This window comes from Microbacterium sp. T3-8 (assembly GCF_055398145.1).
Window position 1 is genome coordinate 329035 of the sequence record NZ_AP027918.1, and the last position, 21516, is coordinate 350550.

20 protein-coding genes and 2 tRNA genes are annotated in these 21516 nt (G+C 68.8%); 13 read left to right on the forward strand and 9 right to left on the reverse strand.

What is annotated here, in order from left to right; genetic code table 11:
• Positions 1–48 precede the first annotated feature (48 nt).
• The 3 genes from ACZ5Y9_RS01605 (at position 49) to ACZ5Y9_RS01615 (ending at position 994) form a co-directional block, all read left to right on the forward strand.
• Positions 49–122 (forward strand) — tRNA-Ile (locus tag ACZ5Y9_RS01605).
• A gap of 25 nt (positions 123–147) precedes the next feature.
• Positions 148–220 (forward strand) — tRNA-Ala (locus tag ACZ5Y9_RS01610).
• A gap of 240 nt (positions 221–460) precedes the next feature.
• Positions 461–994, forward strand: coding sequence for a hypothetical protein (locus ACZ5Y9_RS01615; protein WP_464472074.1), 534 nt, complete (start codon positions 461–463; stop codon positions 992–994).
• 16 nt (positions 995–1010) lie between these two features.
• Here ACZ5Y9_RS01615 and ACZ5Y9_RS01620 read toward each other — a convergent pair whose 3' ends face one another.
• A complete protein-coding gene (locus ACZ5Y9_RS01620; protein WP_247633404.1) occupies positions 1011–1508 on the reverse strand; it encodes a DUF3253 domain-containing protein in 498 nt (165 codons plus the stop codon).
• 170 nt (positions 1509–1678) lie between these two features.
• Between ACZ5Y9_RS01620 and ACZ5Y9_RS01625 the strand changes: the two genes are divergently transcribed.
• Entirely contained in the window at positions 1679–1948 is a 270-nt protein-coding gene (locus ACZ5Y9_RS01625) for a hypothetical protein (protein ID WP_464472075.1), read from the forward strand.
• Positions 1949–2020: 72 nt separating this feature from the next.
• Here ACZ5Y9_RS01625 and ACZ5Y9_RS01630 read toward each other — a convergent pair whose 3' ends face one another.
• Complete coding sequence (locus ACZ5Y9_RS01630) at positions 2021–2845, reverse strand: helix-turn-helix transcriptional regulator (protein WP_247624746.1); 825 nt, start codon at positions 2843–2845, stop codon at positions 2021–2023.
• Between the two features lie 82 nt (positions 2846–2927).
• Between ACZ5Y9_RS01630 and ilvD the strand changes: the two genes are divergently transcribed.
• Positions 2928–4832 carry a dihydroxy-acid dehydratase gene (ilvD, locus tag ACZ5Y9_RS01635; RefSeq protein WP_464472076.1) on the forward strand — a complete coding sequence of 635 codons (1905 nt, stop codon included), beginning with the start codon at positions 2928–2930 and terminating at the stop codon, positions 4830–4832.
• Between the two features lie 70 nt (positions 4833–4902).
• Here the strand turns inward: ilvD and ACZ5Y9_RS01640 are convergent, their stop codons facing one another.
• Positions 4903–5913 (reverse strand): LacI family DNA-binding transcriptional regulator, encoded by a 1011-nt coding sequence (locus tag ACZ5Y9_RS01640; RefSeq protein WP_247624037.1) that lies wholly within the window; start codon positions 5911–5913, stop codon positions 4903–4905.
• Positions 5914–6104: 191 nt separating this feature from the next.
• On the opposite strand from ACZ5Y9_RS01640, the gene ACZ5Y9_RS01645 reads away from it, so the two are divergent.
• The gene (locus ACZ5Y9_RS01645) at positions 6105–12149 is read left to right on the forward strand and encodes a GH92 family glycosyl hydrolase (RefSeq protein WP_464472077.1); all 6045 of its coding nucleotides are present in this window, start codon (positions 6105–6107) and stop codon (positions 12147–12149) included.
• A 198-nt stretch (positions 12150–12347) separates the two neighbouring features.
• Positions 12348–12794 (forward strand): NUDIX hydrolase, encoded by a 447-nt coding sequence (locus tag ACZ5Y9_RS01650; RefSeq protein ID WP_464472078.1) that lies wholly within the window; start codon positions 12348–12350, stop codon positions 12792–12794.
• Positions 12795–12831: 37 nt separating this feature from the next.
• Here ACZ5Y9_RS01650 and ACZ5Y9_RS01655 read toward each other — a convergent pair whose 3' ends face one another.
• Positions 12832–13962 (reverse strand): M24 family metallopeptidase, encoded by a 1131-nt coding sequence (locus ACZ5Y9_RS01655; protein ID WP_464472079.1) that lies wholly within the window; start codon positions 13960–13962, stop codon positions 12832–12834.
• 27 nt (positions 13963–13989) lie between these two features.
• Positions 13990–14451: a hypothetical protein gene (locus ACZ5Y9_RS01660; protein ID WP_464472080.1), complete on the reverse strand. Its 462-nt coding sequence runs from the start codon at positions 14449–14451 to the stop codon at positions 13990–13992.
• A gap of 135 nt (positions 14452–14586) precedes the next feature.
• Between ACZ5Y9_RS01660 and ACZ5Y9_RS01665 the strand changes: the two genes are divergently transcribed.
• Positions 14587–15009, forward strand: coding sequence for an NUDIX hydrolase (locus tag ACZ5Y9_RS01665; RefSeq protein WP_247624032.1), 423 nt, complete (start codon positions 14587–14589; stop codon positions 15007–15009).
• 25 nt (positions 15010–15034) lie between these two features.
• Here ACZ5Y9_RS01665 and ACZ5Y9_RS01670 read toward each other — a convergent pair whose 3' ends face one another.
• Both ACZ5Y9_RS01670 and ACZ5Y9_RS01675 read right to left on the reverse strand, forming a co-directional pair.
• Positions 15035–15463 carry an aminoacyl-tRNA deacylase gene (locus ACZ5Y9_RS01670; RefSeq protein WP_247624745.1) on the reverse strand — a complete coding sequence of 143 codons (429 nt, stop codon included), beginning with the start codon at positions 15461–15463 and terminating at the stop codon, positions 15035–15037.
• Positions 15464–15528: 65 nt separating this feature from the next.
• Positions 15529–16053, reverse strand: coding sequence for a DNA helicase (locus ACZ5Y9_RS01675; protein WP_247624031.1), 525 nt, complete (start codon positions 16051–16053; stop codon positions 15529–15531).
• Between the two features lie 146 nt (positions 16054–16199).
• On the opposite strand from ACZ5Y9_RS01675, the gene ACZ5Y9_RS01680 reads away from it, so the two are divergent.
• Together ACZ5Y9_RS01680 and ACZ5Y9_RS01685 are read left to right on the forward strand one after the other, a co-directional pair.
• The gene (locus tag ACZ5Y9_RS01680; RefSeq protein ID WP_247624030.1) at positions 16200–16757 is read left to right on the forward strand and encodes a peptidylprolyl isomerase; all 558 of its coding nucleotides are present in this window, start codon (positions 16200–16202) and stop codon (positions 16755–16757) included.
• Between the two features lie 21 nt (positions 16758–16778).
• Positions 16779–17681: a rhomboid family intramembrane serine protease gene (locus tag ACZ5Y9_RS01685; RefSeq protein WP_464472081.1), complete on the forward strand. Its 903-nt coding sequence runs from the start codon at positions 16779–16781 to the stop codon at positions 17679–17681.
• 182 nt (positions 17682–17863) lie between these two features.
• On the opposite strand, the gene ACZ5Y9_RS01690 is transcribed toward ACZ5Y9_RS01685, so the two are convergent.
• Complete coding sequence (locus ACZ5Y9_RS01690) at positions 17864–18103, reverse strand: cell division protein CrgA (RefSeq protein ID WP_247624028.1); 240 nt, start codon at positions 18101–18103, stop codon at positions 17864–17866.
• Positions 18104–18205: 102 nt separating this feature from the next.
• Between ACZ5Y9_RS01690 and ACZ5Y9_RS01695 the strand changes: the two genes are divergently transcribed.
• The 3 genes from ACZ5Y9_RS01695 to ACZ5Y9_RS01705 are packed head-to-tail and all read left to right on the forward strand — an operon-like array spanning position 18206 to position 19798.
• Positions 18206–19000: a class E sortase gene (locus ACZ5Y9_RS01695; protein ID WP_464472082.1), complete on the forward strand. Its 795-nt coding sequence runs from the start codon at positions 18206–18208 to the stop codon at positions 18998–19000.
• 16 nt (positions 19001–19016) lie between these two features.
• On the forward strand, positions 19017–19172 hold the full coding sequence (locus ACZ5Y9_RS01700) for a hypothetical protein (protein ID WP_247633394.1): 156 nt from the start codon (positions 19017–19019) through the stop codon (positions 19170–19172).
• Positions 19169–19798, forward strand: coding sequence for an anthranilate synthase component II (locus ACZ5Y9_RS01705; protein ID WP_464472083.1), 630 nt, complete (start codon positions 19169–19171; stop codon positions 19796–19798). Before ACZ5Y9_RS01700 ends, ACZ5Y9_RS01705 begins: the two co-directional genes overlap by 4 nt.
• 22 nt (positions 19799–19820) lie before the next feature.
• Here the strand turns inward: ACZ5Y9_RS01705 and pknB are convergent, their stop codons facing one another.
• Complete coding sequence (gene pknB, locus ACZ5Y9_RS01710) at positions 19821–21515, reverse strand: Stk1 family PASTA domain-containing Ser/Thr kinase (protein ID WP_464472084.1); 1695 nt, start codon at positions 21513–21515, stop codon at positions 19821–19823.
• Position 21516: the final 1 nt, after the last annotated feature.

A 21516-nucleotide genomic window follows, 5' to 3' on the forward strand; every position in this document is an offset into this window, starting at 1 on the left:
CTCGATTGGGAGTTTCGGCGAATCTCCGGTAAAGTTTCGGAGGTTGACGGGCCCATAGCTCAGGTGGTTAGAGCGCTTCACTGATAATGAAGAGGTCCCAGGTTCAAGTCCTGGTGGGCCCACACATCAACTCAAGAAATACCCCTCGGGGCCTTAGCTCAGTTGGTAGAGCGCCTGCTTTGCAAGCAGGATGTCAGGAGTTCGAATCTCCTAGGCTCCACACTGTGTTGAGACAGTTCGAGAAGGCCCCGCCATGTGCGGGGCCTTCTCGTTTCCACAGGTGTTAACAACTCTGTTAAGAACTTTCGGGCGGTTGCTGCCGGATCCTGGGAGCACCGAGACTCCATCGCCGCTGTTCCCGCCTCCGCCCGCACCCTGAGCGTGGACCGAACCTCCGTACCTCCTCCGAGTGCGGGCGATCGACTCGATCCCGTGGGTCGATCTCCGTAGCGTGGGACGCATGGACATCAGACGAGGACTCACCATCGGGGCGGTGCTGACGGTCGGCATCGCCCTCACCGGGTGCACGGGTGCGCCGACGGATGCCGAGAAGCCTGCGCCATCGGCATCCGCTTCGTCCGCTCCGACCCCGACGCCCGCCCCGACCGCGGATGCCGACACCGACGCGGCCCTGCTGCCGATTCCCGTCGACGACATCACGGACTGGGCGGACACCGCCATCACCTGGGCCGACGACGCCCAGGGCACCGGTACGTTCTCGGGCTGGCTGAGTGAGCACACCTCCGCGCACCACCTGACGAGCTTCTCGTCGGTGCCCGCCGGCACGTACCAGGGGCAGATCGCCTGCCGCGGCGACGGCACCATCACCCTCCAGGGGGGCGAACTCGACAGCGACCCGAGCACCGAACCGATCGAGTGCACGAACGCCACCATCGCCTTCGACCTCACCACCACCGGCACCGGGATGAGCGTGACGCTCGATCTCGACGGAGCCCCCACCGTCTACGCCGTCGCCCTCCAGCGGGTGGAGTGACCGTCCCGCGCACTTCTCAGCGGATGGCGCTGATCCGCACCGGTCCGCGTACGTGATCGATGCGCACGGGCTCGCCCTTCTGCGTGACGACGACGTCGCCCTGCGCGGCGAGGGCTCCGGCGATCCGGCGCACGTCGTCCATCGAATCGCGCCACGTGTCGCCACCCACGGTGCGGGCGACGTCGCTCGGGCAGATCGACGAACCCTCCCGTCGGCGCGTGAGAGTGCGGATGGCGGCGGCGATCCTCTCGTCGAACCCGCTGCCGGTTCGCTGCTCCCACCACGGGTGTCCGCGCTCTCCGAGAGCGACCTTCGCGTCCTGGACGCGCCCCCGAGCATCCGTCTCCCCGTCCTTGACGGCGCGACGTGCGGCCATCAGTTCATCGACCAGCTCCTGCCGGAACGAGTCGGGGATCGACGGATCCGTCGCCCGCCAACGTCGTCCGTCGATCACGAAGTGGTGGCCGTCCGGCGTGCGCTCGGGCTCGGTGCGGTGGTCGGTGGGGGTGGACATGGAGTCACTCTGCGCGCGGTTCCCTCGGAGATGAAGGGACTTGACGCGCGGGTGCGAAGCCGTGCACAGCGCCTGAGGGGTCACGACACGCCGTCATCGTCCGCTCGGGCACGGCGTGTTCTGACCCCTCGCGAGGACGACACGCAGGTACCGCGACTAGCCTGGCGCGCATGACCGAGAACAGCGACCTGACCGACGCGAGCACCTTCGACCTGGCCGAGCTCTCGATCGGATTCCTCGCCCCGCCCGAGGTCTTCGACGAACTGCACCGCCGCGTGCACGAGATGCTCGAGACGGAGTTCGAGAACGTGGTGTGGGAGATGCACATCCGCGAGAACCTCACCGACGACCCCGACCACCGCGAGAACTATGCCGGCCTCTACGAGCAGGTCGAGATCGAGGAGAAGCACGGGTTGCTGGGCAAGCCCGTCGACTCCTGATCGTGAGGGGTCAAGACACGCCCCGAGCGTGCGGCTCGGCACGGCGTGTCTTGACTCCTCACCGATAGGAACTCAGTCCCTCCGGCGGAAGAACCTCGCGCGGGCGGCGGCATCCGCCGGGGTGTAGACGACCAGCTGGATGTCGGTCTGGTCGGACGGCCGCAGCTGGTGATGCTCGAACACGAGCCTGCCCAGTGACGGATGCCGGAACACGCGTTCGCGCGATTCGAACCCCCGCACGTCGTGGCTCTCCCAGCGTTCGCGGAACTCCGGGCTCGCCTCCATCAGCCGCCCGACGAGGTCGCGATAGCGCGGGTCACCGAGTCGCGGCCCCGCCTCGGCGCGGAACTCGGCGAGGAAGCGGCGGCTGGTGTCGTCCCAGTCGTCGAGCAGGTCGCGCACGGCGGGGTCGGTGAAGATCAGCCAGAGCAGGTTGCGCTTCTCGGGCGGTGTGGTGGCGACGTTCGGATAGAGCGCCTCGTAAGCGGCGTTCCACCCGGCGACGCCCCAGTCGGGCGCGAGTGCGTAGGCCGGGTGCTCCTCCAGCGCATCGAGGAAGCGCTGAACGTGGGCCGGTGCGGTCTCGACCGCCTCACCCGTGCCGGGCCGTGCGGGTGCGAACCCGGCCAGGCGCAGCGCGTAGTCGTGCTCGGCCACGGTCAGGTGCAGCGCCGTGGCGACGGCATCCAGCACCTGCCGCGAGGGATTGATGTCACGCCCCTGCTCGAGCCAGGTGTACCAGGTGACGCTGACGCCCGAGAGGTACGAGATCTCCTCACGGCGCAGACCGATCGTGCGGCCGCGCCCCGCGGGCGGCAGGCCGTAGGCGCCGCGGTCGAGCTGCTCGCGCCGGGCACGGAGGAACGCGCCCAGTTCTCTGCGCTGCTCCTCGTCCACGGCCACAGAACAAACCTAGTGCTCTCACTACTAGTGTCAGCGCCGTCTTCCGGCATCCGTCCCGTCCCACGAAAGTGGAACCATGCCCACCCCTCTTCGTTCCCGCACAGTCACGCATGGCCGCAACGCCGCCGGAGCCCGCGCCCTCTTCCGCGCCGCCGGCGTCAACGCCGCCGACTTCGGCAAGCCGATGATCGCCGTGGCGAACAGCTTCACCGAGTTCGTGCCCGGCCACACGCACCTGCAGCCGGTCGGACGCATCGTCTCCGACGCGATCTCGGCGGCGGGCGGCATCCCCCGCGAGTTCAACACGATCGCCGTCGACGATGGCATCGCCATGGGTCACGGCGGCATGCTCTACTCGCTGCCCTCGCGCGACCTGATCGCCGACTCGGTCGAGTACATGGTCAACGCGCACCAGGCCGACGCGCTCGTGTGCATCTCGAACTGCGACAAGATCACCCCCGGCATGCTCATGGCCGCGCTGCGCCTGAACATCCCCACGGTGTTCGTGTCGGGCGGTCCGATGGAGGCCGGTCGCGCGACGCTGGTCGACGGATCGGTGCGCACCCTCGACCTGGTCGACGCGATCTCCGAGGCGGCGAACGACACGGTGTCGGATGCCGACATCCAGCGCATCGAGGAGAACGCCTGCCCGACCTGCGGATCGTGCTCGGGCATGTTCACCGCCAATTCGATGAACTGCCTCGTCGAGGCGCTGGGCCTCGCCCTGCCGGGCAACGGTTCTGTTCTCGCCACCCACACCGCTCGTCGCGCGCTATACGAGAAGGCCGGTGAGGTCGCGGTGCAGATCACCCGTCGCTTCTACGACGAGGACGACCGTTCGGTGCTGCCGCGCGAGGTCGCGAGCTTCGCCGCGTTCGAGAACGCGATGGCGCTCGACATCGCGATGGGCGGATCGACGAACACGATCCTGCACCTGCTCGCCGCCGCCCACGAGGCCGGGATCGACTTCGGCCTCGACGAGATCGATGCGATCTCGCGTCGCGTGCCCTGCCTCGCCAAGATCGCCCCGAACCCGGCCTACGGCCGCATGTACTACATGGAGGACGTGCACCGCGCGGGCGGCATCCCCGCCGTGCTCGGCGAGCTGCGTCGTGGCGGTCTGCTGAAGGAAGACGTGAGCACCATCCACTCGGAGTCGTTCGCGGCCTGGCTCGACGACTGGGACATCCGTGGCGGAAAGGCGACCGACGTCGCGAAGGATCTGTGGTTCGCGGCTCCCGGTGGCGTGCGCTCGTCGAGCGCGTTCTCGCAGTCGGAGCGCTGGGCGGCTCTCGACGAGGACGGCGAGAACGGATGCATCCGCGATGTCGACCACGCTTACTCGGTCGACGGCGGTCTGGCCGTGCTGCGGGGCAACCTGGCCGTCGACGGCGCCGTGGTGAAGACCGCGGGTGTCGACCCGTCGATCCTGGTCTTCTCGGGCCCGGCGGTGGTGTGCGAGTCGCAGGAGGAGGCGGTCGCGAAGATCCTCGGCAAGAAGATCCAGCCGGGCGACGTGGTCGTCATCCGTTACGAGGGCCCGAAGGGCGGCCCGGGCATGCAGGAGATGCTGCACCCGACGTCGTTCCTCAAGGGCCGCGGACTGGGCAAGGTGTGCGCCCTGATCACCGATGGCCGCTTCTCGGGCGGCACCTCGGGTCTGTCGATCGGGCACGTCTCGCCCGAGGCGGCATCCGGCGGCGTCATCGCGCTCGTCGAGGACGGCGACATCATCTCGATCGACATCCCCACCCGCGGCATGACCCTCGAGGTCAGCGAGGCCGAGCTCGAGCAGCGCCGCGCGCGCCTGCTGGACGCCGGTGGGTACCGTCCCGTCGACCGTCAGCGCCCCGTCTCCCTGGCGCTGCGCGCCTACGCGGCCATGGCGACCTCGGCCGACCGAGGCGCCGTGCGCGACGTCGAGGCGGTCGAGAACGCCCTGCGCGAGCAGGAGATCCGGCGGGCGTCCGCGCTCGTCTGAACCCGACGCTGAGGGGTCAGAACACGCCGCTCGCGACTGCACGCCTGCAGCGTGTCGTGACCCCTCACGATCACTGTGAGCGGGTCGACGTCCGTTCGATCAGGCGCATCGGCACCACCACGCTCTCGGGTTCGCGGGTGCGGTCGCCGAGGCGGGCGAGTGCCAGGCGTGCGGCCGACCGTCCGAGCTCTTCGACGTCGCCGGTCACGACGCTGATCCCGAGCACCGTCGCCCACTCCGGGTCGTCGAAGCCGATCACGGCGGGCGGCGCATCCGTCGTCGCGATCTCCTCCATGACGCCGAGCAGCACGCGGTTGTTGCCGGCGACGATCGCGGTCGGAGGTTCGTCGAGGGCGAGCAGTTCGCGCACGCACTCGCGCGACGATGCGACGTCGTGCGCGTCGGTGCGCAGCAGCTCGCGCCAGGCGACCGGCGACCCGTCGAGCACGTCGCCCATGCCGGCGAGACGGGCGCGGTAGGTGGGCAGCCAGGCGTAGTCGCCGATGAACGCGATGCGCCGGTGTCCGCGATCGATCAGGTGCTGGGCGACGAGGCGCCCGCCCTCGCGGTTGTCGAACACGACGGAGTCGGCGGCGAGATTCTCGGCCGGCCGGTCGACGAAGACGACCGGGATGCCGCGGGCCTGCAGCGTCGCGTAGTCGGCGTGATCGGTCATCGCCGAGACCGTGATGACCGCCTTGGTCTGCCGGTCGGCGAGGTCGTGCGCGACGCGCTTCTCCTGCTCGGCGGACTCGCGGGAGTTCGCCACAGACAGGTGCATACCGCGCGGGCGGATCTCGTCTTCGACGGCCTGGGCGAGAGCCGAGTAGAACGGGTTGGTGAAGTCTCCGGTGATGAGTCCGAGCGAATCCGCGAGACGACCGCTGGCGAGGAGGCTCGCGGCGGCGTTGCGCTGGTAGTCGAGCTCGGCGGCCGCGGCGAGCACGCTCGTGAGGGTCTTCTCGCTGACGTACGACTCGCCTCCGAGTGCACGCGATGCCGTCTTCAGGCTCACGCCGGCGCGTGCGGCGACCTGCGCGAGCGTGGGGCGGGGTGCGGCCCCGTCTTCGTGTGGTGTCATCTGTTCCTCTACCGCCTCGAGCGATCTGCTCATTATGACGGGTCATCCGATGGGGGATGCATCTTCCGCCCACGGCATCCGCTGTGTTAGTGTCTCGATCTATGACAGCGATGTCATAAACGTCGCGCAGCCCGCCCCCCGGTATCTGCGACAGGCGAACGACACACCGCAGTGGAGTTTGAGGAGCAACCATGACTGTTCCCCGTAAGAGGAACGAACGACCCGCAGGTCGCATCTGGGCGGCCGCCGGCGCCGCCGTGACGGTGACCCTGGCCATGCTGACGCCGCTCCCCGCGGCGGCTGCAGCAGGAGGGACGTTCTCGTCGTCCTTCGAATCGACGGATGCCGTGCCCGCACTCGCGGGCACCGGTGAAGCCGTCAACATCACCGGCGACCGCTTCGCCCCCGGCAGCATGCTGCCCGCGATCGCGCCGAACGGCGTCACGGCCTCGGCGCAGAACGCGCCGAACGAAGCCGCCGTGTTCGCCGCCGATGCCAACGCCTCGACCAAGTGGCTCGCGTTCGTCAACAAGGGGTGGCTGCAGTACCAGCTCACCGCCGCGCAGCCGCTGCAGAAGTACACGCTCACCTCGGGTGGCGACGCGCAGGAGCGCGACCCCAAGAACTTCCGCGTGCTGGGCTCGAACAACGGCACGGACTGGACCCCGGTCGACGAGCGGAGCGGTGAAATGTTCACCGCGCGCGGTCAGACCCGCACGTTCGAACTGGCTGCGCCGAGTGCGCCGTTCCTCTACTACCGTCTCGACATCACCGAGAACCGCACGCCCACCACCAACCTCATCCAGCTCGCCGACTTCGAGCCCATCGCGGTGAGCGACGGCGCCCCGACCGCGAGCGACCTGCGTGTCGTCGTCGGCAACGGTCCGACGGCGTCCGACACCGCCAAGACCGGCGTCGGCTTCACCGGAACCAAGGCCGTGCAGTACTCGGGCCGTCACCTCGACGCCGGCGCCGCATCGTCGACCACCACCCTCTACGAGAACGTCGATGTGACCGTCGACGGCGACAGCCAGCTGTCGTACCTCGTCTTCCCCGTGCTCGACGGCGAGCAGACGTACGCGGCCACCTTCGTGGCCGTCGATCTCGCCTTCGACGACGGCACCACGCTCGCCGCGACCCCCGGCGTGACCGACTCGTACGGCTACCCCGTCACCGCCACCGAGCAGGGCCGCTCGAACAGGCTCTGGCCCAACCAGTGGAACAAGGTCACCGTCGACCTCGGAGCCTTCGAGGGTCGCACCGTCGAAGACATCCGCTTCACGTACTCCCACCCGGGCGCGGACGTGAAGAACATCGAGGCGCCGACCGCGGCCACCGCGTTCACCGGCTGGCTCGACGACGTCGAGATCGACGCCGCGACCCCGCTCGATGACTCCGACGGACTCGTGTCGTACGTCGACACCCGCCGCGGCACGAACTCGACCGGCGGCTTCTCCCGCGGCAACAACCTGCCCGCGACGGCTTGGCCCAACGGCTTCAACTTCATCACCCCGATGACGAACGCGGACAACACCGGAACGATCTACCAGTACCAGCGCGCCAACAACGCGCAGAACAAGCCCGGACTCAACGGCATCGGTTTCTCGCACCAGCCGAGCATCTGGATGGGCGACCGCAACCAGCTCGCCGTGCTCCCCGCCGCGAACGCCAACCCGACCTCGAACCTGAACGACCGCAAGCTCACGTTCACGCACGAGAACGAGATCGCGCGGCCGGACATCTACGACGTCACCTTCGACAACGGCATCCGCACCGAGGTGACCGCCACCGACCACGGTGCGATCTACCGCTTCGAGTTCGCCGGCGACGCGAGCTCGATCCTCATCGATCAGCTCGTGAACTCGTCGAAGCTCTCGATCTCGGGCGACACGGTCAGCGGCTGGGTCGACGGAGGTTCCGGCTGGCCCGGACGCACCCGCATGTTCGTCTACGGCACCTTCGACCGCGCACCCGCGACGGCCGGCCCGACGACCGTCGGCGACCGCAACGGCACCGCGCGCTTCGCCTCGTTCGACACGACCGGTGACCGCTCGGTCGAGCTGCGCATCTCGTCGTCGTTCATCTCGCAGGACCAGGCGAAGAAGAACCACGACTTCGAACTGAAGGACGTCTCGTTCGACGACGCCCACGCCGCGGTGAAGAATGCCTGGAACGAGCGCCTCTCGGTCGTCGACGACGTGCAGGGCGCGACCGAAACCCAGCTCATCACGCTCTACTCGAGCCTCTACCGGCTCAACCTGTACCCGAACTCGCAGTTCGAGAACACGGGCACCGAGGCCGACCCGGTCTACAAGTACGCGAGCCCCGTGGCCGGCACGACCGGCTCGGCGAGCGACACCCAGACCAACGCCAAGATCGTCGACGGCAAGATCTACGTCAACAACGGCTTCTGGGACACGTACCGCACCGCCTGGCCGCTGTACTCGATGCTCTACCCCGACGTGACCGAAGAACTCGTCGACGGCTTCGTGCAGCAGTACCGCGACAGCGGATGGATCGCACGTTGGTCCTCTCCCGGCTACGCCGACCTGATGACCGGCACGAGCTCCGACGTCGCGTTCGCCGAGGCGTACCTCGCAGGCGCCCTCTCGACCGACACGGCACTCGAGGCCTATGACGCCGCGGTGAAGAACGCGACCGTGCTGCCGGCATCCAACGCCGTCGGCCGCAAGGGACTCGGGCAGTCGATCTTCCTCGGCTACACCGAGGCCACCACCCACGAGAGCGCGTCGTGGGGTCTCGAGGGCTACATCAACGACTTCGGTATCGCCGAGATGGCGAAGGCCCTGTCGGAGGACCCGAACACCCCCGCCGACCGCGTCGCTCAGCTGAAGGAGGAGGCGACGTACTTCGAGGCGCGCGCCGAGCACTACGGCGAGATGTTCAACCCGGAGGCGGGCACGTTCACCTCGCGCAACGCCGACGGCTCGTGGACCTCGGGCGCCGACTTCGACAAGAAGGCGTGGGGCGGTGCATTCACCGAGGCGAGCGCCTGGACCTTCGGCTTCCACGCGCCGCACGACGTCGACGGCCTGGCCGCGCTCTACGGCGGACGCCAGGGCCTGGTCGACGTGATGCACGACTTCCTCACCGTGCGCGAGAAGGCCGACTACTCCGGCATCCACGAGGCGCGCGAGGCGCGTGACGTGCGACTGGGCATGCTCGGCATGTCGAACCAGATCGCGCACCACATCCCCTACGTGCTCGCCGAGGCGGGCGACCCCTCGGGTGCGCAGGAGCTGATCCGCGACATCCAGGACCGCCTCTTCATCGGCGACGACATCGGCCAGGGCTACCCGGGCGATGAGGACAACGGCGAGTTCTCGGCCTGGTACGTCTTCTCGGCGCTCGGCTTCTACCCGCTCGAGGTCGGCTCCGGGGACTACACGATCGGTACGCCGCTGTTCGACAGCGCGACACTGAACATCGGCGGCAAGAAGCTCGTCATCAACGCCCCCGGGGCGTCCGCGGGCAAGGACTACGTGGCGGGCGCCAGCATCAACGGCACCCCGATCACGGAGACCACCTTCGACGGAGACCTCGTCCGCGCGGGCGGAACGCTCGACTTCACGATGAGCGACACGCCCTCGGCGTGGGGTGCGAAGGACCTCGGTGAGGAGCTCGACGTGCCCGCGACCCTGGTCGACGCGACGAAGGCCGGACGCGGCGTGCTGACGGCCACCGATGGAACCCCCGTCGGGTCGCTCGTCGACGACAACATGAGCTCCAACGTGGCGTTCACGGGCGACACCGCCGAACTCGTCTGGACGTCTCAGTCCGGTCCGGTCTCGATCGGGCAGTACACGCTCACGAGTGCGAACAGGGCGAACGCGCCGTCGAGCTGGACGCTCGAGGGCTCGGTCGACGGCACCACCTGGACCGAGATCGACAGCCGCACGGCGCAGTCCTTCACCTGGGACACGCAGACGCGACCGTTCACGACCGCGAACCAGGACGGCTTCACGAGCGTGAAGCTGACGCTGAAGACGGATGCCGCGACGCTCGCGCTCTCGGAGGTCGAGCTGTTCGCCTCGGCATCCGCCGCCGACGGTCTCGCCATCTCGGCCGGGTCGCCGCAGCGGGTCGCGGTCGACACCGAGTTCACGGGAACCCTCGCCACGATCGTCGGGACCGAGACGGATGCCTCCGGCTACACCGTCACGGTCGACTACGGCGACGGTGTCGCGGTGACCGACGTGACGCTGACGCGCGACGACCTGGGTGGCTGGAAGGTGAGCGCACCGCACACCTTCACGAAGCCGGGCACGTACTCGGCAGCGATCACGGTGCGGGACTCGGCCGGAGCGGTGGCGCAGACCACGGCGACGGTGACCGCGTTCCGAGACGAGACGCTGGTGGGCGCCTTCAACAACGTCTGCATCGGTGACCTCAACGTCACGGCCGCGAACTGCGACTCGCAGGGCCACGGGTACTTCCGCGACAAGATCAACGCCGACGGCTTCGTGCAGGGTCAGACCCTGACCGTCCCGAACACGACGCTGACCTACGACCTGCCGGCGATCCCGGCCGGCCAGCCCGACAACATCACGGGCGAGGGTCAGACGGTCAAGGTGTCGCTCGGCACCGGTGCCACGCAGATCGCGTTCATCGGAACCGCCACCGAGAGCAACCGCGACTCGGTCGCGACGCTGCACTTCACCGACGGCACGACGCAGCAGGTGACGATCAGCCTGGGCGACTGGGTCGGCGCATCCGGCAACCCCTACAAGGGCAACACGGTGCTGACGATCTCGGAGGGCCGCCTCTCGGGCACGGGTCCCGAGGGTTCGGTGAAGAACACCGCCATCTACGCCACCGCCGGCATCCCGCTGGCGGTCGATGGAGACGGTGCGCCGAAGGTCGTCGAGTCGCTCACGATGCCGAAGGAGGCGGGTTCGCTCAACGACGGACGCGTGCACATCTTCGCTCTCGCCTCGGACGGCGACCGCACGGCAGCAGCTCCCCTGAGCGTCACGGCCGGAACGGTCGACGGTCAGATCGCGGGCGAGGAGTTCGACGCGACGCTCGCGACGATCGCCGGTGGTCAGGGCGAGACGTCGGCACTCGTCAACTGGGGTGACGGAACTCCTGTCGCCGAAGTGACGATCGCCGACGGCGCGGTCACGGGAACGCACACCTACGCCACCGCCGGCACCTACACGGTGACGGTCACGGCCGACGACGGCGTGCGGTCGGCGGATGCGCAGCTCGAGATCGGGGTCGTCGACCCCGAGCCCGAGTACGCCCCCGAGATCCAGGTGCCCGAGGGCACGGTCGCCCCGGGAGACCGGGTGACCATCACGGGTTCGGGCTTCGCCGCCGGAGAGAACGTGTCGGTGCGCATCGACTCGGAGACCCCGGTGGTCGTGAAGGCCGATGGGAACGGTGCGATCAGTGCCGAGATCACGGTTCCGGTGGATGCCATCGACGGCGCGCACCCGGTGGTGGCGCTCGGCGACGTCTCGAAGGTCGAGGCTCGTGGAGCGGTCCAGGTGGCCGTCGACCCGACGGCCCCGCGCAACACGTCGGTCTCGCTGTCGGCCGGATCGGACGACCCGGTCGCGGGCGAGTCGATCCCGCTGATCGCGACGGTGAAGCCCGCGGGCGCCGCCGGCAAGGTCGACTTCTTCGAGGGCGACGAGATCGTCGGCTCGGCGGAGGTCACCGGTGGCACGGCCACGGCCGACGTCACCATCGCGACCTCGGGTGCGCACACCTACATCGCCCGGTTCGTGCCGTCCGACGACACGGCGTTCCGTGCCTCGGAGTCGGCGCCGCTCACGATCGACGTGCGAGACACCCCGGTGCTCGAGGCCGAGCTCGTGATCGGAGCGTCGACCGTGCAGCAGGGTGGCACGGTGCAGGTGACCGGTCGCGGGTTCGCGTCGGGTGAGGTCGTGTCGCTGACGCTGCACTCCGAGCCGATCCACCTGACGGATGCCGTCGCCGACGAGTCCGGAGCGTTCCGACTCCAGGTGACGATCCCGACGAACGCGGAGGTCGGCGCCCACACACTGATCGCCGTCGGAGCAGATTCCGGTCTGACCGCGGAAGGCGCTCTCACGATCACTGCCGCACCGGTCGGTGGCGGTGGTGGCGGCGACGGGCTCGCCGGAACCGGCGGAACCGTCCCGATCGCCGCGATCGCGGTGCTGTTGCTCCTGCTCGCCGCCGGTGGCGTGCTGGTGCTGCGCCGACGCCGCGTGGAGTCCTAACCCCCGCTCCACTCCCCACAGAAGCCGCCCTCCCCGCCCCCGGGGGAGGGCGGCTTCGCCTTTGCGTGGCGGGCCCTTCGACAGGCTCAGGGACCCAGTTCCTGCGGTCAGGGCACGTCCGCTGGGTCAGGGCACGTCCGCTGGGTCGCTGAGCCTGTCGAAGCGTCCCACCACGTGACCGCCCGATACGCTCACGGGATGGATGAGCACGAGATCGTCGTCCGCGTGACATCGGATGCCCCGTGGCTCCCGCCGGGTGGCCGGGCCGAAGTCGTGCGGCGGGACAGTCCGTCGAGCCCGATGTCGATGGTGAGACTGCTCCTTCGCCGCGGTGACGAGGTGTTCTGCGTCCCCCGGGCGGAGACGGGAAAGCTCGACCTCCCGACGGGACTGACGGCTGCGAACGACCTCGACGGATCGGTCGCGATCCGCGCGCTCGCCGCGGAGGTGGCGGGTCTCGGTGTCGATCTCGCGTTCGTCGGTGCCGTGCGCAACGTCGTCGAGCGTCCGGTGGACGACTACCCCTGGCCGACTCCGCGCGCCCACTTCGGCGTGTGGGCGTCTCCGGATGCCCCGATCATCGACGGCACCTGGGTCGATCTCGCGACGCTGACCGAACGCCACTGGCACCCACTCGCCGGTTGATTTCTCCCGTCCCAGCGCCCCCACCCCGCGCGAGCGTTCAGACCGAGCGCAGGGAATGCTCGGAGGTGTTGAGGCGCTCGCAGCCGTCGGCGGTGAGCACGACGATGTCCTCGATGCGGGCGCCCCACTCCCCCGAGAAGTAGATGCCGGGCTCGATGCTGAAGGCCATGCCCTCGCGCAGCACCAGGTCGTTTCCGGGCGCGATGTAGGGCTCCTCGTGCACGGAGACGCCGATGCCGTGACCCGTGCGGTGCAGGAAGGCCTCGCCCAGCCCGGCATCCGCGAGCACCTGCCGGGCGGCGGCGTCGACCTCGGATGCCGTGACCCCGGGCCGTGCGGCGTCCACTGCCGCCTGCTGCGCGCGCACGAGTACGGCGATGCGCTCGGCCGCCTCCGGATCGGGGGCGCCGACCGCATAGGTGCGCGTGCTGTCGGAGTTGTAGCCGCTGGGCACCGCTCCCCCGATGTCGACGACCACGATGTCGCCCTCTTCGATCACGCGATCCGACACCTCATGATGCGGGTCCGCGCCGTTCGGCCCCGACCCGACGATCACGAACTCGACGGTCTCGTGACCCTCGGCGACGATGGCCCGGGCGATGTCGGCGGCGACCTCGCGTTCGGTGCGACCGGCGCGCAGCCACTCGGGCACGCGGCGGTGCACGGCGTCGATCGCGTCGCCCGCCCGACGCAGCTCGGCGACCTCGGCGGCATCCTTGATCATGCGACCCTCGCGCAGCACGGGCGTCGCGAGTTCGAGGCGCACGCCCAGTCGCTCGCCGATCGGGATCACGTGCAGGGCGGGCAGGGCATCCGACACCCCGACCCGCGCCACCGAGCCGACGGCCACCGAGCCGACGGCGTCCGCGACCAGGTCGTACGGGTTCTCGCCGTCGACCCAGTCCGACACCGCGAGGCCGAGCGTGCCGACCGCCGTGCTGCGCACCTTCGCGAGTTCCATGCGGGGCACGACCACGGTCGGCGCGACACCGGGCCCGATCACGAGAGCGGTCAACCGCTCGATCGTGTCTCCCTCGACCCCGATCAGGTACTGCAGGTCGGGACCGGGGCCGACGATGACGGCGTCGAGCCCCGCTTCGGCGGCGAGAGCGGATGCTCGCTCGAGACGGGCGGAGTATACGGAGGAGGAGAAGGGCGGAGTGCTCACCCGGCCCACGCTACTCCGCCGCGGGCCTCAGCTGATGGCGAGACGGATGCGCTCGGTGAGCAGCGTGCGGTTCGCCGGGGTGAGTTCGAGCAGTGCATAGGCGGTCGGCCACATCGTGCCCTCGTCGAGGTTGGAGATGGGCTCGAAGCCGAACGTGCCGTAACGCACCTTGAACTTGCTCGCGGGCTGGAAGAAGCACAGCACCTTGCCGTCCTTCCCCCACCCGGGCATGCCGTAATACGTGCGGGGCATGAGGTCGGGCGCGACCTCCATGACGAGTTCGTGCAGCGCGGTGGCGAGCTTCTTGTCGTTCTCGTCGGGCAGCTTGGCGATCGCCTCCCGCAGGTCGGCCTCCCCTGCCACGCGCTGCTCCTCGGGCGTCTTCTTCGCGCGGGAGCGCTTCGCCTTGGCCTCGTGGGCGGCGGCCTGCATGGCTTCGCGTTCTTCGGCGGTGAAGTTCTTCGTGTCGGTCTTCTTGTCGTCGGCCATGACGACTCCTCTCATCGGTGCGTGATCTCAGCGTAAGGATGCCGGGGGCCGCGTGGCTTCTCGATTCGTGATCGATCGCCCGCGGCATCCGTCATACGCGGAGATCCCCCGGTGAGCGCCGGTTAGTGTGGGGGAATGGACCTGCGTGTGGCGGCATACGCGGTCGTCACGGACGACGACGACCGCCTGCTCCTCGCGCGCTGGATCGAGGGCCGCCGCGTCGCGTGGACGATGCCCGGTGGAGGGCTCGAGGCCGGGGAGTCTCCCGAAGACGCCGTGCGCCGCGAGCTCCGCGAGGAGACCGGGTACACCGTGAAGGTCGGCGAGTTGCTCGGCATCCACTCCCGGGTCATTCCCGCGAGCCAGCGCGTGCACAAGGCCGATCAGCCGCTGCACACCCTCCGCATCGTCTATCGGGCGACCGTGACGGGCGGCAAGCTGCGTTACGAGACCGACGGGTCGACCGACATGGCGGGATGGTTCACGCGCTCGGCGGTCGCGGAGCTTCAGCGGGTCAAGCTCGTCGACATCTCGCTGCGCATGGCCGGGATCTTCTGACCGCGACACGCGAGCGAGCGGATGCTCAGGCCCGGGGTTCCTCGGGAACCGAGATGTCGGCGACGGTGGCGCCGTAGGCGGCGATGAGGTCGTCGGCGTCGACGAACAAGCTGTATCCGTGCGCTCCCGCGCCCATGGCGATGCGCTGTCCGACGATCGACTCGTCGGCGAAGACGGGCCAATCGGTCGTGCTGCCGATCGGCACGATGGTGCCCCGCTCGTAACCGGTCGCGGCGAGCGCCAGGTCGGCCTCAGGGAGCCGCAGCTTGTTCACGCCCACGACGGCGCGCAGCTTGGGCCACGAGATCGAGCGTCCACCCGGGATCAGGGCGAACAGATAGGTGTCGTCGGCGCGCTTGACCACGAGGGTCTTCACGATGCCGGACGGGTCGAGCCCCAGGAGCTCGGCTGCCTCGAAGAGGCTCCGCGCCTCCGGCCGCTCGCGGATCTCGATGTCGAGACCGCGAGCGGCGGCGGCGTCGGTGACCCGCGCGTGCGGGTCGGTGGAGTGTTCGGCGCTCACGCGTCGGGCGCGGAGAGCGGGTCGTCGGCGACCCAGAGCTCGTCGTCCGCACGCAGAGCGGTCCATGCGGCGTAGAGCACAGCGGCGGCTGCGGCGGCACCGAGGATCAGCGCGACGATCGAGCCGAGGCCCGAGCTCTGCTGCTGCTTCTTCTGGTGGGCCTTCTGCGCCTTCTTGATCTTCTTCGAGACCGGGGCGACGATGCCGTGACGCTTGTTGTTGGCGACGTCCCAGGCGCTGAGTGCCGTGCCCACGACGCCTCCGACGATCGGCACGACCTTGTCGTCGACGACGTGCTTGCCGATCTTCACGCCGCGGTCGACCACGGGGGCGACGCGACGGTTGTAGGCGTCCTGCACGACCGGCACGACCTGCTCCCGGTAGGAGTGTCCGAGCTGGTGGCTGGCCTCTCGGGCGACGCCGGCAGCGTGCCCGACGAGCTCCTGCTGCGCCTCCCAGAGCTGGTTCGCGTCCTTCTGAAGACGACGCAGTTGCTTCTTCCGCTTGCGGCTGAGGCTCACGATGCTCTCCTGTCGATGTGGAGTACGGGTTCCCCATCCTGCCAGACAAGTCTGTACGGGGGGAGGGAATCGCCCACCCCTTGACTTATCCCGAGATGTGCAGGAGAACCCGGCGAACACACCGGAAGCTCTGCGAGAATGGACCTATGCCTCACGCTTCCCATGTCGCAACCCTGCACACCAACCACGGTGACATCGTCATCAACCTCTTCGGCGACCAGGCCCCGAAGACGGTCAAGAACTTCGTCGGCCTCGCCGACGGCACCCAGGAGTGGACGAACCCCGCGACCGGTAAGCCGGGCGAGGGTCCCCTCTACAAGGACGTCATCTTCCACCGCATCATCCCGAACTTCATGATCCAGGGCGGCGACCCGCTCGGTCAGGGCGTCGGCGGTCCGGGCTACAACTTCAACGACGAGATCAACGCCGAGCTCAACTTCGACCAGCCGTACATCCTCGCGATGGCGAACGCCGGCTTGCGCCGCAACGCCATCACGGGCGAGGTCGAGGGCACGAACGGCTCGCAGTTCTTCATCACCACCGACCCGACCCCGTGGCTCAAGGGCAAGCACACGATCTTCGGCGAGGTCGCCGATGACGCCTCGAAGGCCGTCGTCGACAAGATCGGCTCGGTTCCCACCGCTGCCGGCGACCGCCCGATCGAGCCCGTCGTGCTCCAGTCGATCGACATCGTCGCGGCCTGACGACAGCGATCGCCGATCCGGATGACGACGCCTGAGTTCGCGAGCAATCGCGACAACTTCTGTTACCGGCATCCGGATCGGCAGAGCTTCGTGCTCTGCCAGCGCTGCCTGCGCACGATCTGCGGCGAATGCCAGACGCCCGCCGCGGTCGGGGTGATCTGCCCTGAGTGCATGAAGGCCGAGCGCAAGAACCGCACCCCCGCGCAGAAGCGCGCCGAGCGCCGCTGGGGTGGTGGTTCGACGGCCGCCGTCATGGGGATCACCCGCAGCGGACGCCCTCTGGTCACGTACGCCCTCCTGGCGGTGACCTCGTTGATCGGTCTCATCCAGCTCATTCCCGGGGTGGGCGAGGCGCTCACGCAGCAGATGGTGTTCGCGGCCGCGTACCTCTACCCCGATCTGTCCGGAGCGCCTTTCCAGCCCTGGCGCTTGCTCACGGCGGTGTTCGCGCACGGCGGGTTCATCCATCTCGCCCTCAACATGCTCGCGCTGTGGTTGATCGGCCAGAGCCTCGAGCCCATGCTCGGCCGGGTGCGCTTCCTCGCGCTCTACCTGATCAGTGGTCTCGGTGGCTCGGTGATGGTCGCCCTTCTCGACCCGAGTCAGCCGACGGTCGGAGCATCCGGTGCGATCTTCGGCATGATGGCGGCTCTGCTCATCATCGGCCGCCACATCGGAGCCAATGTCACCGGACTCCTGGTGATCCTGGGCATCAATTTCGTCTATGGACTCTTCTTCGGCGGCGGGCGCATCTCGTGGCAGGCCCATCTCGGCGGACTCGTCGTGGGCGCGCTCGTGGCCTACATCATCGTCAAGACGAAGCGGCGAGAGCAGCGGATCTGGCAGACCGTCGCTCTGACGGCGCTGACGGTCGTGCTGCTCGTCGTGGTCTTCGTCGTTCCACCGCTGATCATTCTGGCCTGATGAGGGGTTGTTAACAACTCTGTTAACACCTGTGAATAACACCGGTGTAATTCTCCCCAGGTGTGGATAGACCTGTGGATAACTCTGTGGGCGGCTTGTGAGTTCCTGGGGATACAGCCCGCCCGGAACGACGAAGGCCCCTCGCCGGAGCGAGGGGCCTTCGGAAGTCGTGGGTGCTGAGCTCAGCGCCAGCGCGTGGTCATGAGGAAACCGATCAGCGCGATGCCCAGGCCGATGCCGAGGTTCCAGTTGCCGAGGCCCGGGATCGGGAACTGCTGGCCCGAGATGTAGAACACGAGGATCCACGCGAGGCCCAGCAGCATGAAGCCGATCATCACCGGCTTGAACCACACGGCGTTGGGAGCGGCGTCGCCTTCGGCGCGCTCGACAGCGGGTTCTTCGGTCTTTCGGTCTCGTGCCATTCCAGCATTGTACCGAAATCGAGTGATGATCCCGAGTGCGGATGCCGGGGCGCTCCTCGACGGTCGCGGCGCACCCACAGCGCGACGGGATAAGATCACGCCATGACTGCATCCGTCGTGCCTGGGGGGCGACGCGCGCGACGGTCCCGTCGACGTTCGCGCGCCACGTTCGCGAGCGTTCTCGGGGAGCTCCTGCTCACCGCCGGCGTACTCGTTCTGTTGTTCGTCGCGTGGCAGATGTGGATCGGCGACATCATCATCGCCGCCCAGAAGAACGAAGAGGGCGCGGCCGTCTCGGCCGAGTGGGCCGCAGGTCCCACGCCCGAGCTCCCCCCGCTCGTGGAAGGCGACGACGGCTCGACGTATTACGAGCCGGTGATCCCCGCAGCACCGGCCGACACCGAGCAGCTCGGTCAGATGCACATCCCGCGTTTCGGTGCCGACTACAACTACGGCATCTACGGCGGCACGACGCGTGCCCGCACGCTCGACAACCTCGGCATCGGCGTCTACACGAACTCGAAGATGCCGGGCGAGGTCGGCAACTTCGCGATGGCCGGGCACCGCACGACCTGGGGCAAGCCGTTCAACCAGCTCGACAAGCTCCAGATCAACGACGCGATCGTCGTCGAGACGAAGGACGGCTGGTTCACCTACCGCTTCCGCACCCTCGAGTACGTCAAGCCGACACAGACCGACGTGCTCGCCGACGTGCCGCAGATGCCCGAGGTCGCGACCGGTGAGCGCTACATCACCCTCACCGCGTGCTCTCCCCTGTACTCGCTGGCCGAGCGCATCGTCGCCTACGGAGTGTTCGAGAGCTTCCAGCCCCGTGCCGAGGGTCCGCCCCCGGCACTGACAGACCCGCCGCCGCCCCCGGCCGCACCGTCCATTTAGAGGCACGAGGAGAAACATGTACGCCGCAATCTGGCGCCTGCTGCCCGGCCCCTGGTGGATCCGCCTGCTCATCGTGCTCGTCGTCGTCGCCGCGATCCTCTACGGGCTGTTCTGGTACGTCTTCCCGTGGATCAGCCCCATCATCAACCCCGGCGAGGTCGACCTCGAATGACCCGGGTGCTCGTGGTCGACAACCACGACAGCTTCGTGCACACCCTGGTCGGCTACCTCCACGAGCTCGGCGCCGAGACCTCGATGATCGAGGCGGACGCCGTCGACGCCGCCGAACTCGACGCGCTCCTTCCGGAGTTCGACGCCCTGCTCCTCTCCCCCGGCCCCGGCACCCCGGCGGACGCCGGAGTGTCGGTGGATGCCGTACGACTCGCGGCCGAACGACGGATGCCGCTGCTCGGCGTCTGCCTCGGGCACCAGGCGATCGGCGAGGCCTTCGGCGCCCCGGTGACCGCTGCGCCCGAGCTCATGCACGGCATGGTGTCGGCGGTCGTGCACGACGGGTCGGCGCTGTTCGACGGCATCCGCTCCCCCTTCGACGTCGGGCGATATCACTCGCTCGGGGTCGCGGCATCCGATCTGCCCGAGGCGCTGCGCGTGACCGCGCACACGGCGTCGGGCACCGTCATGGGCATCGCGCACCGCGACCTGCCGATCGTCGGCGTGCAATTCCACCCCGAGAGCGTGCTCACCGAGAGCGGCTACCGCCTGCTGGCGAACTGGCTCGCCCTCGCCGGCGACACGGATGCCGTGGCGCGGTCGACGGGCCTCCACCCCCTGGTGTGACCCCCGGGGTCAGCCGGCGGAGTCAGCCAGCGGGGGCGGTCGAGCAGAAGCGCAACTCGACCGTCGAGCCGACCGGCACGTCACCGGGCGCTGCCGACATCGAGATCACCGTGTTCGGCGCGACACCCGCGGCGCACTCCCCCTGGTCGATCGGGCTCGCGATGAGCTTGAGACCCTCGAGCTCGGCCGTCGCTGCGTCGATCGTGAAGCCGCTGAGGTTGCGCAGCGTGACCTTGCCGCTCGCGACGACGAGGTTGACCACGGTTCCGGGCGCGACCTCGGCGTCGGCGGGCTGGCTCGACTCGATGACCGTGTCGCCCGCGATTTCGGGTTCGTTCCTCTGGATGACCGTGCCGAGTTCGAGTCCGGCATCCGCCAGTGCCTGACGGGCGGCATCGAGCGCCATGCCCTCGATGGCCGGGACGGCGACCGTCTCCTGACCCGTCGAGACGTAGATGGTGACCAGGTCGCCCTTCGCGACGGCGACACCGGCCTGCGGATCGGTGCGCGTGACGTTGCCCTCGGCGATGTCGGAGCTCGTCTCGAGCACCAGTTTCGCCTCGAGATCGAGTTCGGAGAGATCGGCCTGGGCGCGGTCGGAGGCGACGTCGACCAGGTCGGGCACCACGCGAGCGGTCTGCGGCACCTCGGGGGGACGCATCGTGACCACCCAGAACAGCACCGAGGCGATGAGCACGGCGAGAAGGGCCACACCGGCCCAGATCCACGCCACCGGCGGGCCGGACTGCGTGCGCGCCATCGTCGTGTCGGTGCTGAGCTGGCGCAGCGATCGAGCCGTCTCCTGCGCCTGGCGCGGGTTGGCACCGTAGAGCTCGCTCGTGAGTGCGCCCAGCTGCTTGCGCGTCGGAGCCTCGCCCGCGACCGCGGCGTCGAGGGCCGAGCGGAAGTGCGCGGCATCCGGGTACCGCTGGTACGGGTCCTTTGCGAGAGCGCGCAGCACGATCGGATCGAGGGCGCCCGGGGAGTCCTCGTTGAGCTCGGTCGGCGGCACCGGGGTCTCGCTGACGTGCTGGTAGGCGACGGCCACGGGCGATTCGCCGCGGAAGGGCTGACGACCGGTGAGCAGTTCGTAGAGCACCACGCCGGTGGAGTAGAGGTCGGCGCGCGCGTCGACGGGCTCGCCCTTGGCCTGCTCGGGGGAGAAGTACGCGGCCGTTCCGATGATCTGCGTGGTCTCGGCGACCGTCGACGAGGAGTCCGAGACGGCACGGGCGATGCCGAAGTCCATCACCTTGACCTTGCCGTCGGGCGTGACCATGACGTTGCCCGGCTTGATGTCGCGGTGCACGACGCCGGCACGGTGCGAGTAGTTCAGCGCCTCGAGGATGCCGTCGACGTAGCGGATCGTGTCGTCGAGGGGCACGGGGCCGGCCGCGATGATGTCCTTGAGCAGCGTCCCCTTGACGAGTTCCATCACGATGTAGGGCGGATCGTCGGACGAGGCGTCCGCCGCCGAATCGCCCGCGTCGAAGACGCGCACGATCGAGGGGTGCGACATGCGCGACGCCGCCTGCGCCTCGAGCCGGAACCGGGTGCGGAACGCGGTGTCGCGCGCCAGGTCGGGATCGAGGATCTTGATCGCGACCTCGCGCCCGAGGGTCAGGTCGTACCCGCGGTAGACCTTCGCCATGCCGCCGTGCCCGATGAGCTCGTCGACGCGGTACCTACCCGCGAGAACGCGTGGCTCTGTGGACACG

Coding starts and splice junctions, on each gene's coding strand:
- ACZ5Y9_RS01615 (WP_464472074.1), top strand. CDS start 461: ATGGACATCAGACGAGGACTCACCATCGGGGCGGTGCTGACGGTCGGC.
- ACZ5Y9_RS01620 (WP_247633404.1), bottom strand. CDS start 1,508: ATGTCCACCCCCACCGACCACCGCACCGAGCCCGAGCGCACGCCGGAC.
- ACZ5Y9_RS01625 (WP_464472075.1), top strand. CDS start 1,679: ATGACCGAGAACAGCGACCTGACCGACGCGAGCACCTTCGACCTGGCC.
- ilvD (WP_464472076.1), top strand. CDS start 2,928: ATGCCCACCCCTCTTCGTTCCCGCACAGTCACGCATGGCCGCAACGCC.
- ACZ5Y9_RS01640 (WP_247624037.1), bottom strand. CDS start 5,913: ATGACACCACACGAAGACGGGGCCGCACCCCGCCCCACGCTCGCGCAG.
- ACZ5Y9_RS01645 (WP_464472077.1), top strand. CDS start 6,105: ATGACTGTTCCCCGTAAGAGGAACGAACGACCCGCAGGTCGCATCTGG.
- ACZ5Y9_RS01650 (WP_464472078.1), top strand. CDS start 12,348: ATGGATGAGCACGAGATCGTCGTCCGCGTGACATCGGATGCCCCGTGG.
- ACZ5Y9_RS01660 (WP_464472080.1), bottom strand. CDS start 14,451: ATGGCCGACGACAAGAAGACCGACACGAAGAACTTCACCGCCGAAGAA.
- ACZ5Y9_RS01665 (WP_247624032.1), top strand. CDS start 14,587: ATGGACCTGCGTGTGGCGGCATACGCGGTCGTCACGGACGACGACGAC.
- ACZ5Y9_RS01680 (WP_247624030.1), top strand. CDS start 16,200: ATGCCTCACGCTTCCCATGTCGCAACCCTGCACACCAACCACGGTGAC.
- ACZ5Y9_RS01685 (WP_464472081.1), top strand. CDS start 16,779: ATGACGACGCCTGAGTTCGCGAGCAATCGCGACAACTTCTGTTACCGG.
- ACZ5Y9_RS01690 (WP_247624028.1), bottom strand. CDS start 18,103: ATGGCACGAGACCGAAAGACCGAAGAACCCGCTGTCGAGCGCGCCGAA.
- ACZ5Y9_RS01695 (WP_464472082.1), top strand. CDS start 18,206: ATGACTGCATCCGTCGTGCCTGGGGGGCGACGCGCGCGACGGTCCCGT.
- ACZ5Y9_RS01700 (WP_247633394.1), top strand. CDS start 19,017: ATGTACGCCGCAATCTGGCGCCTGCTGCCCGGCCCCTGGTGGATCCGC.
- ACZ5Y9_RS01705 (WP_464472083.1), top strand. CDS start 19,169: ATGACCCGGGTGCTCGTGGTCGACAACCACGACAGCTTCGTGCACACC.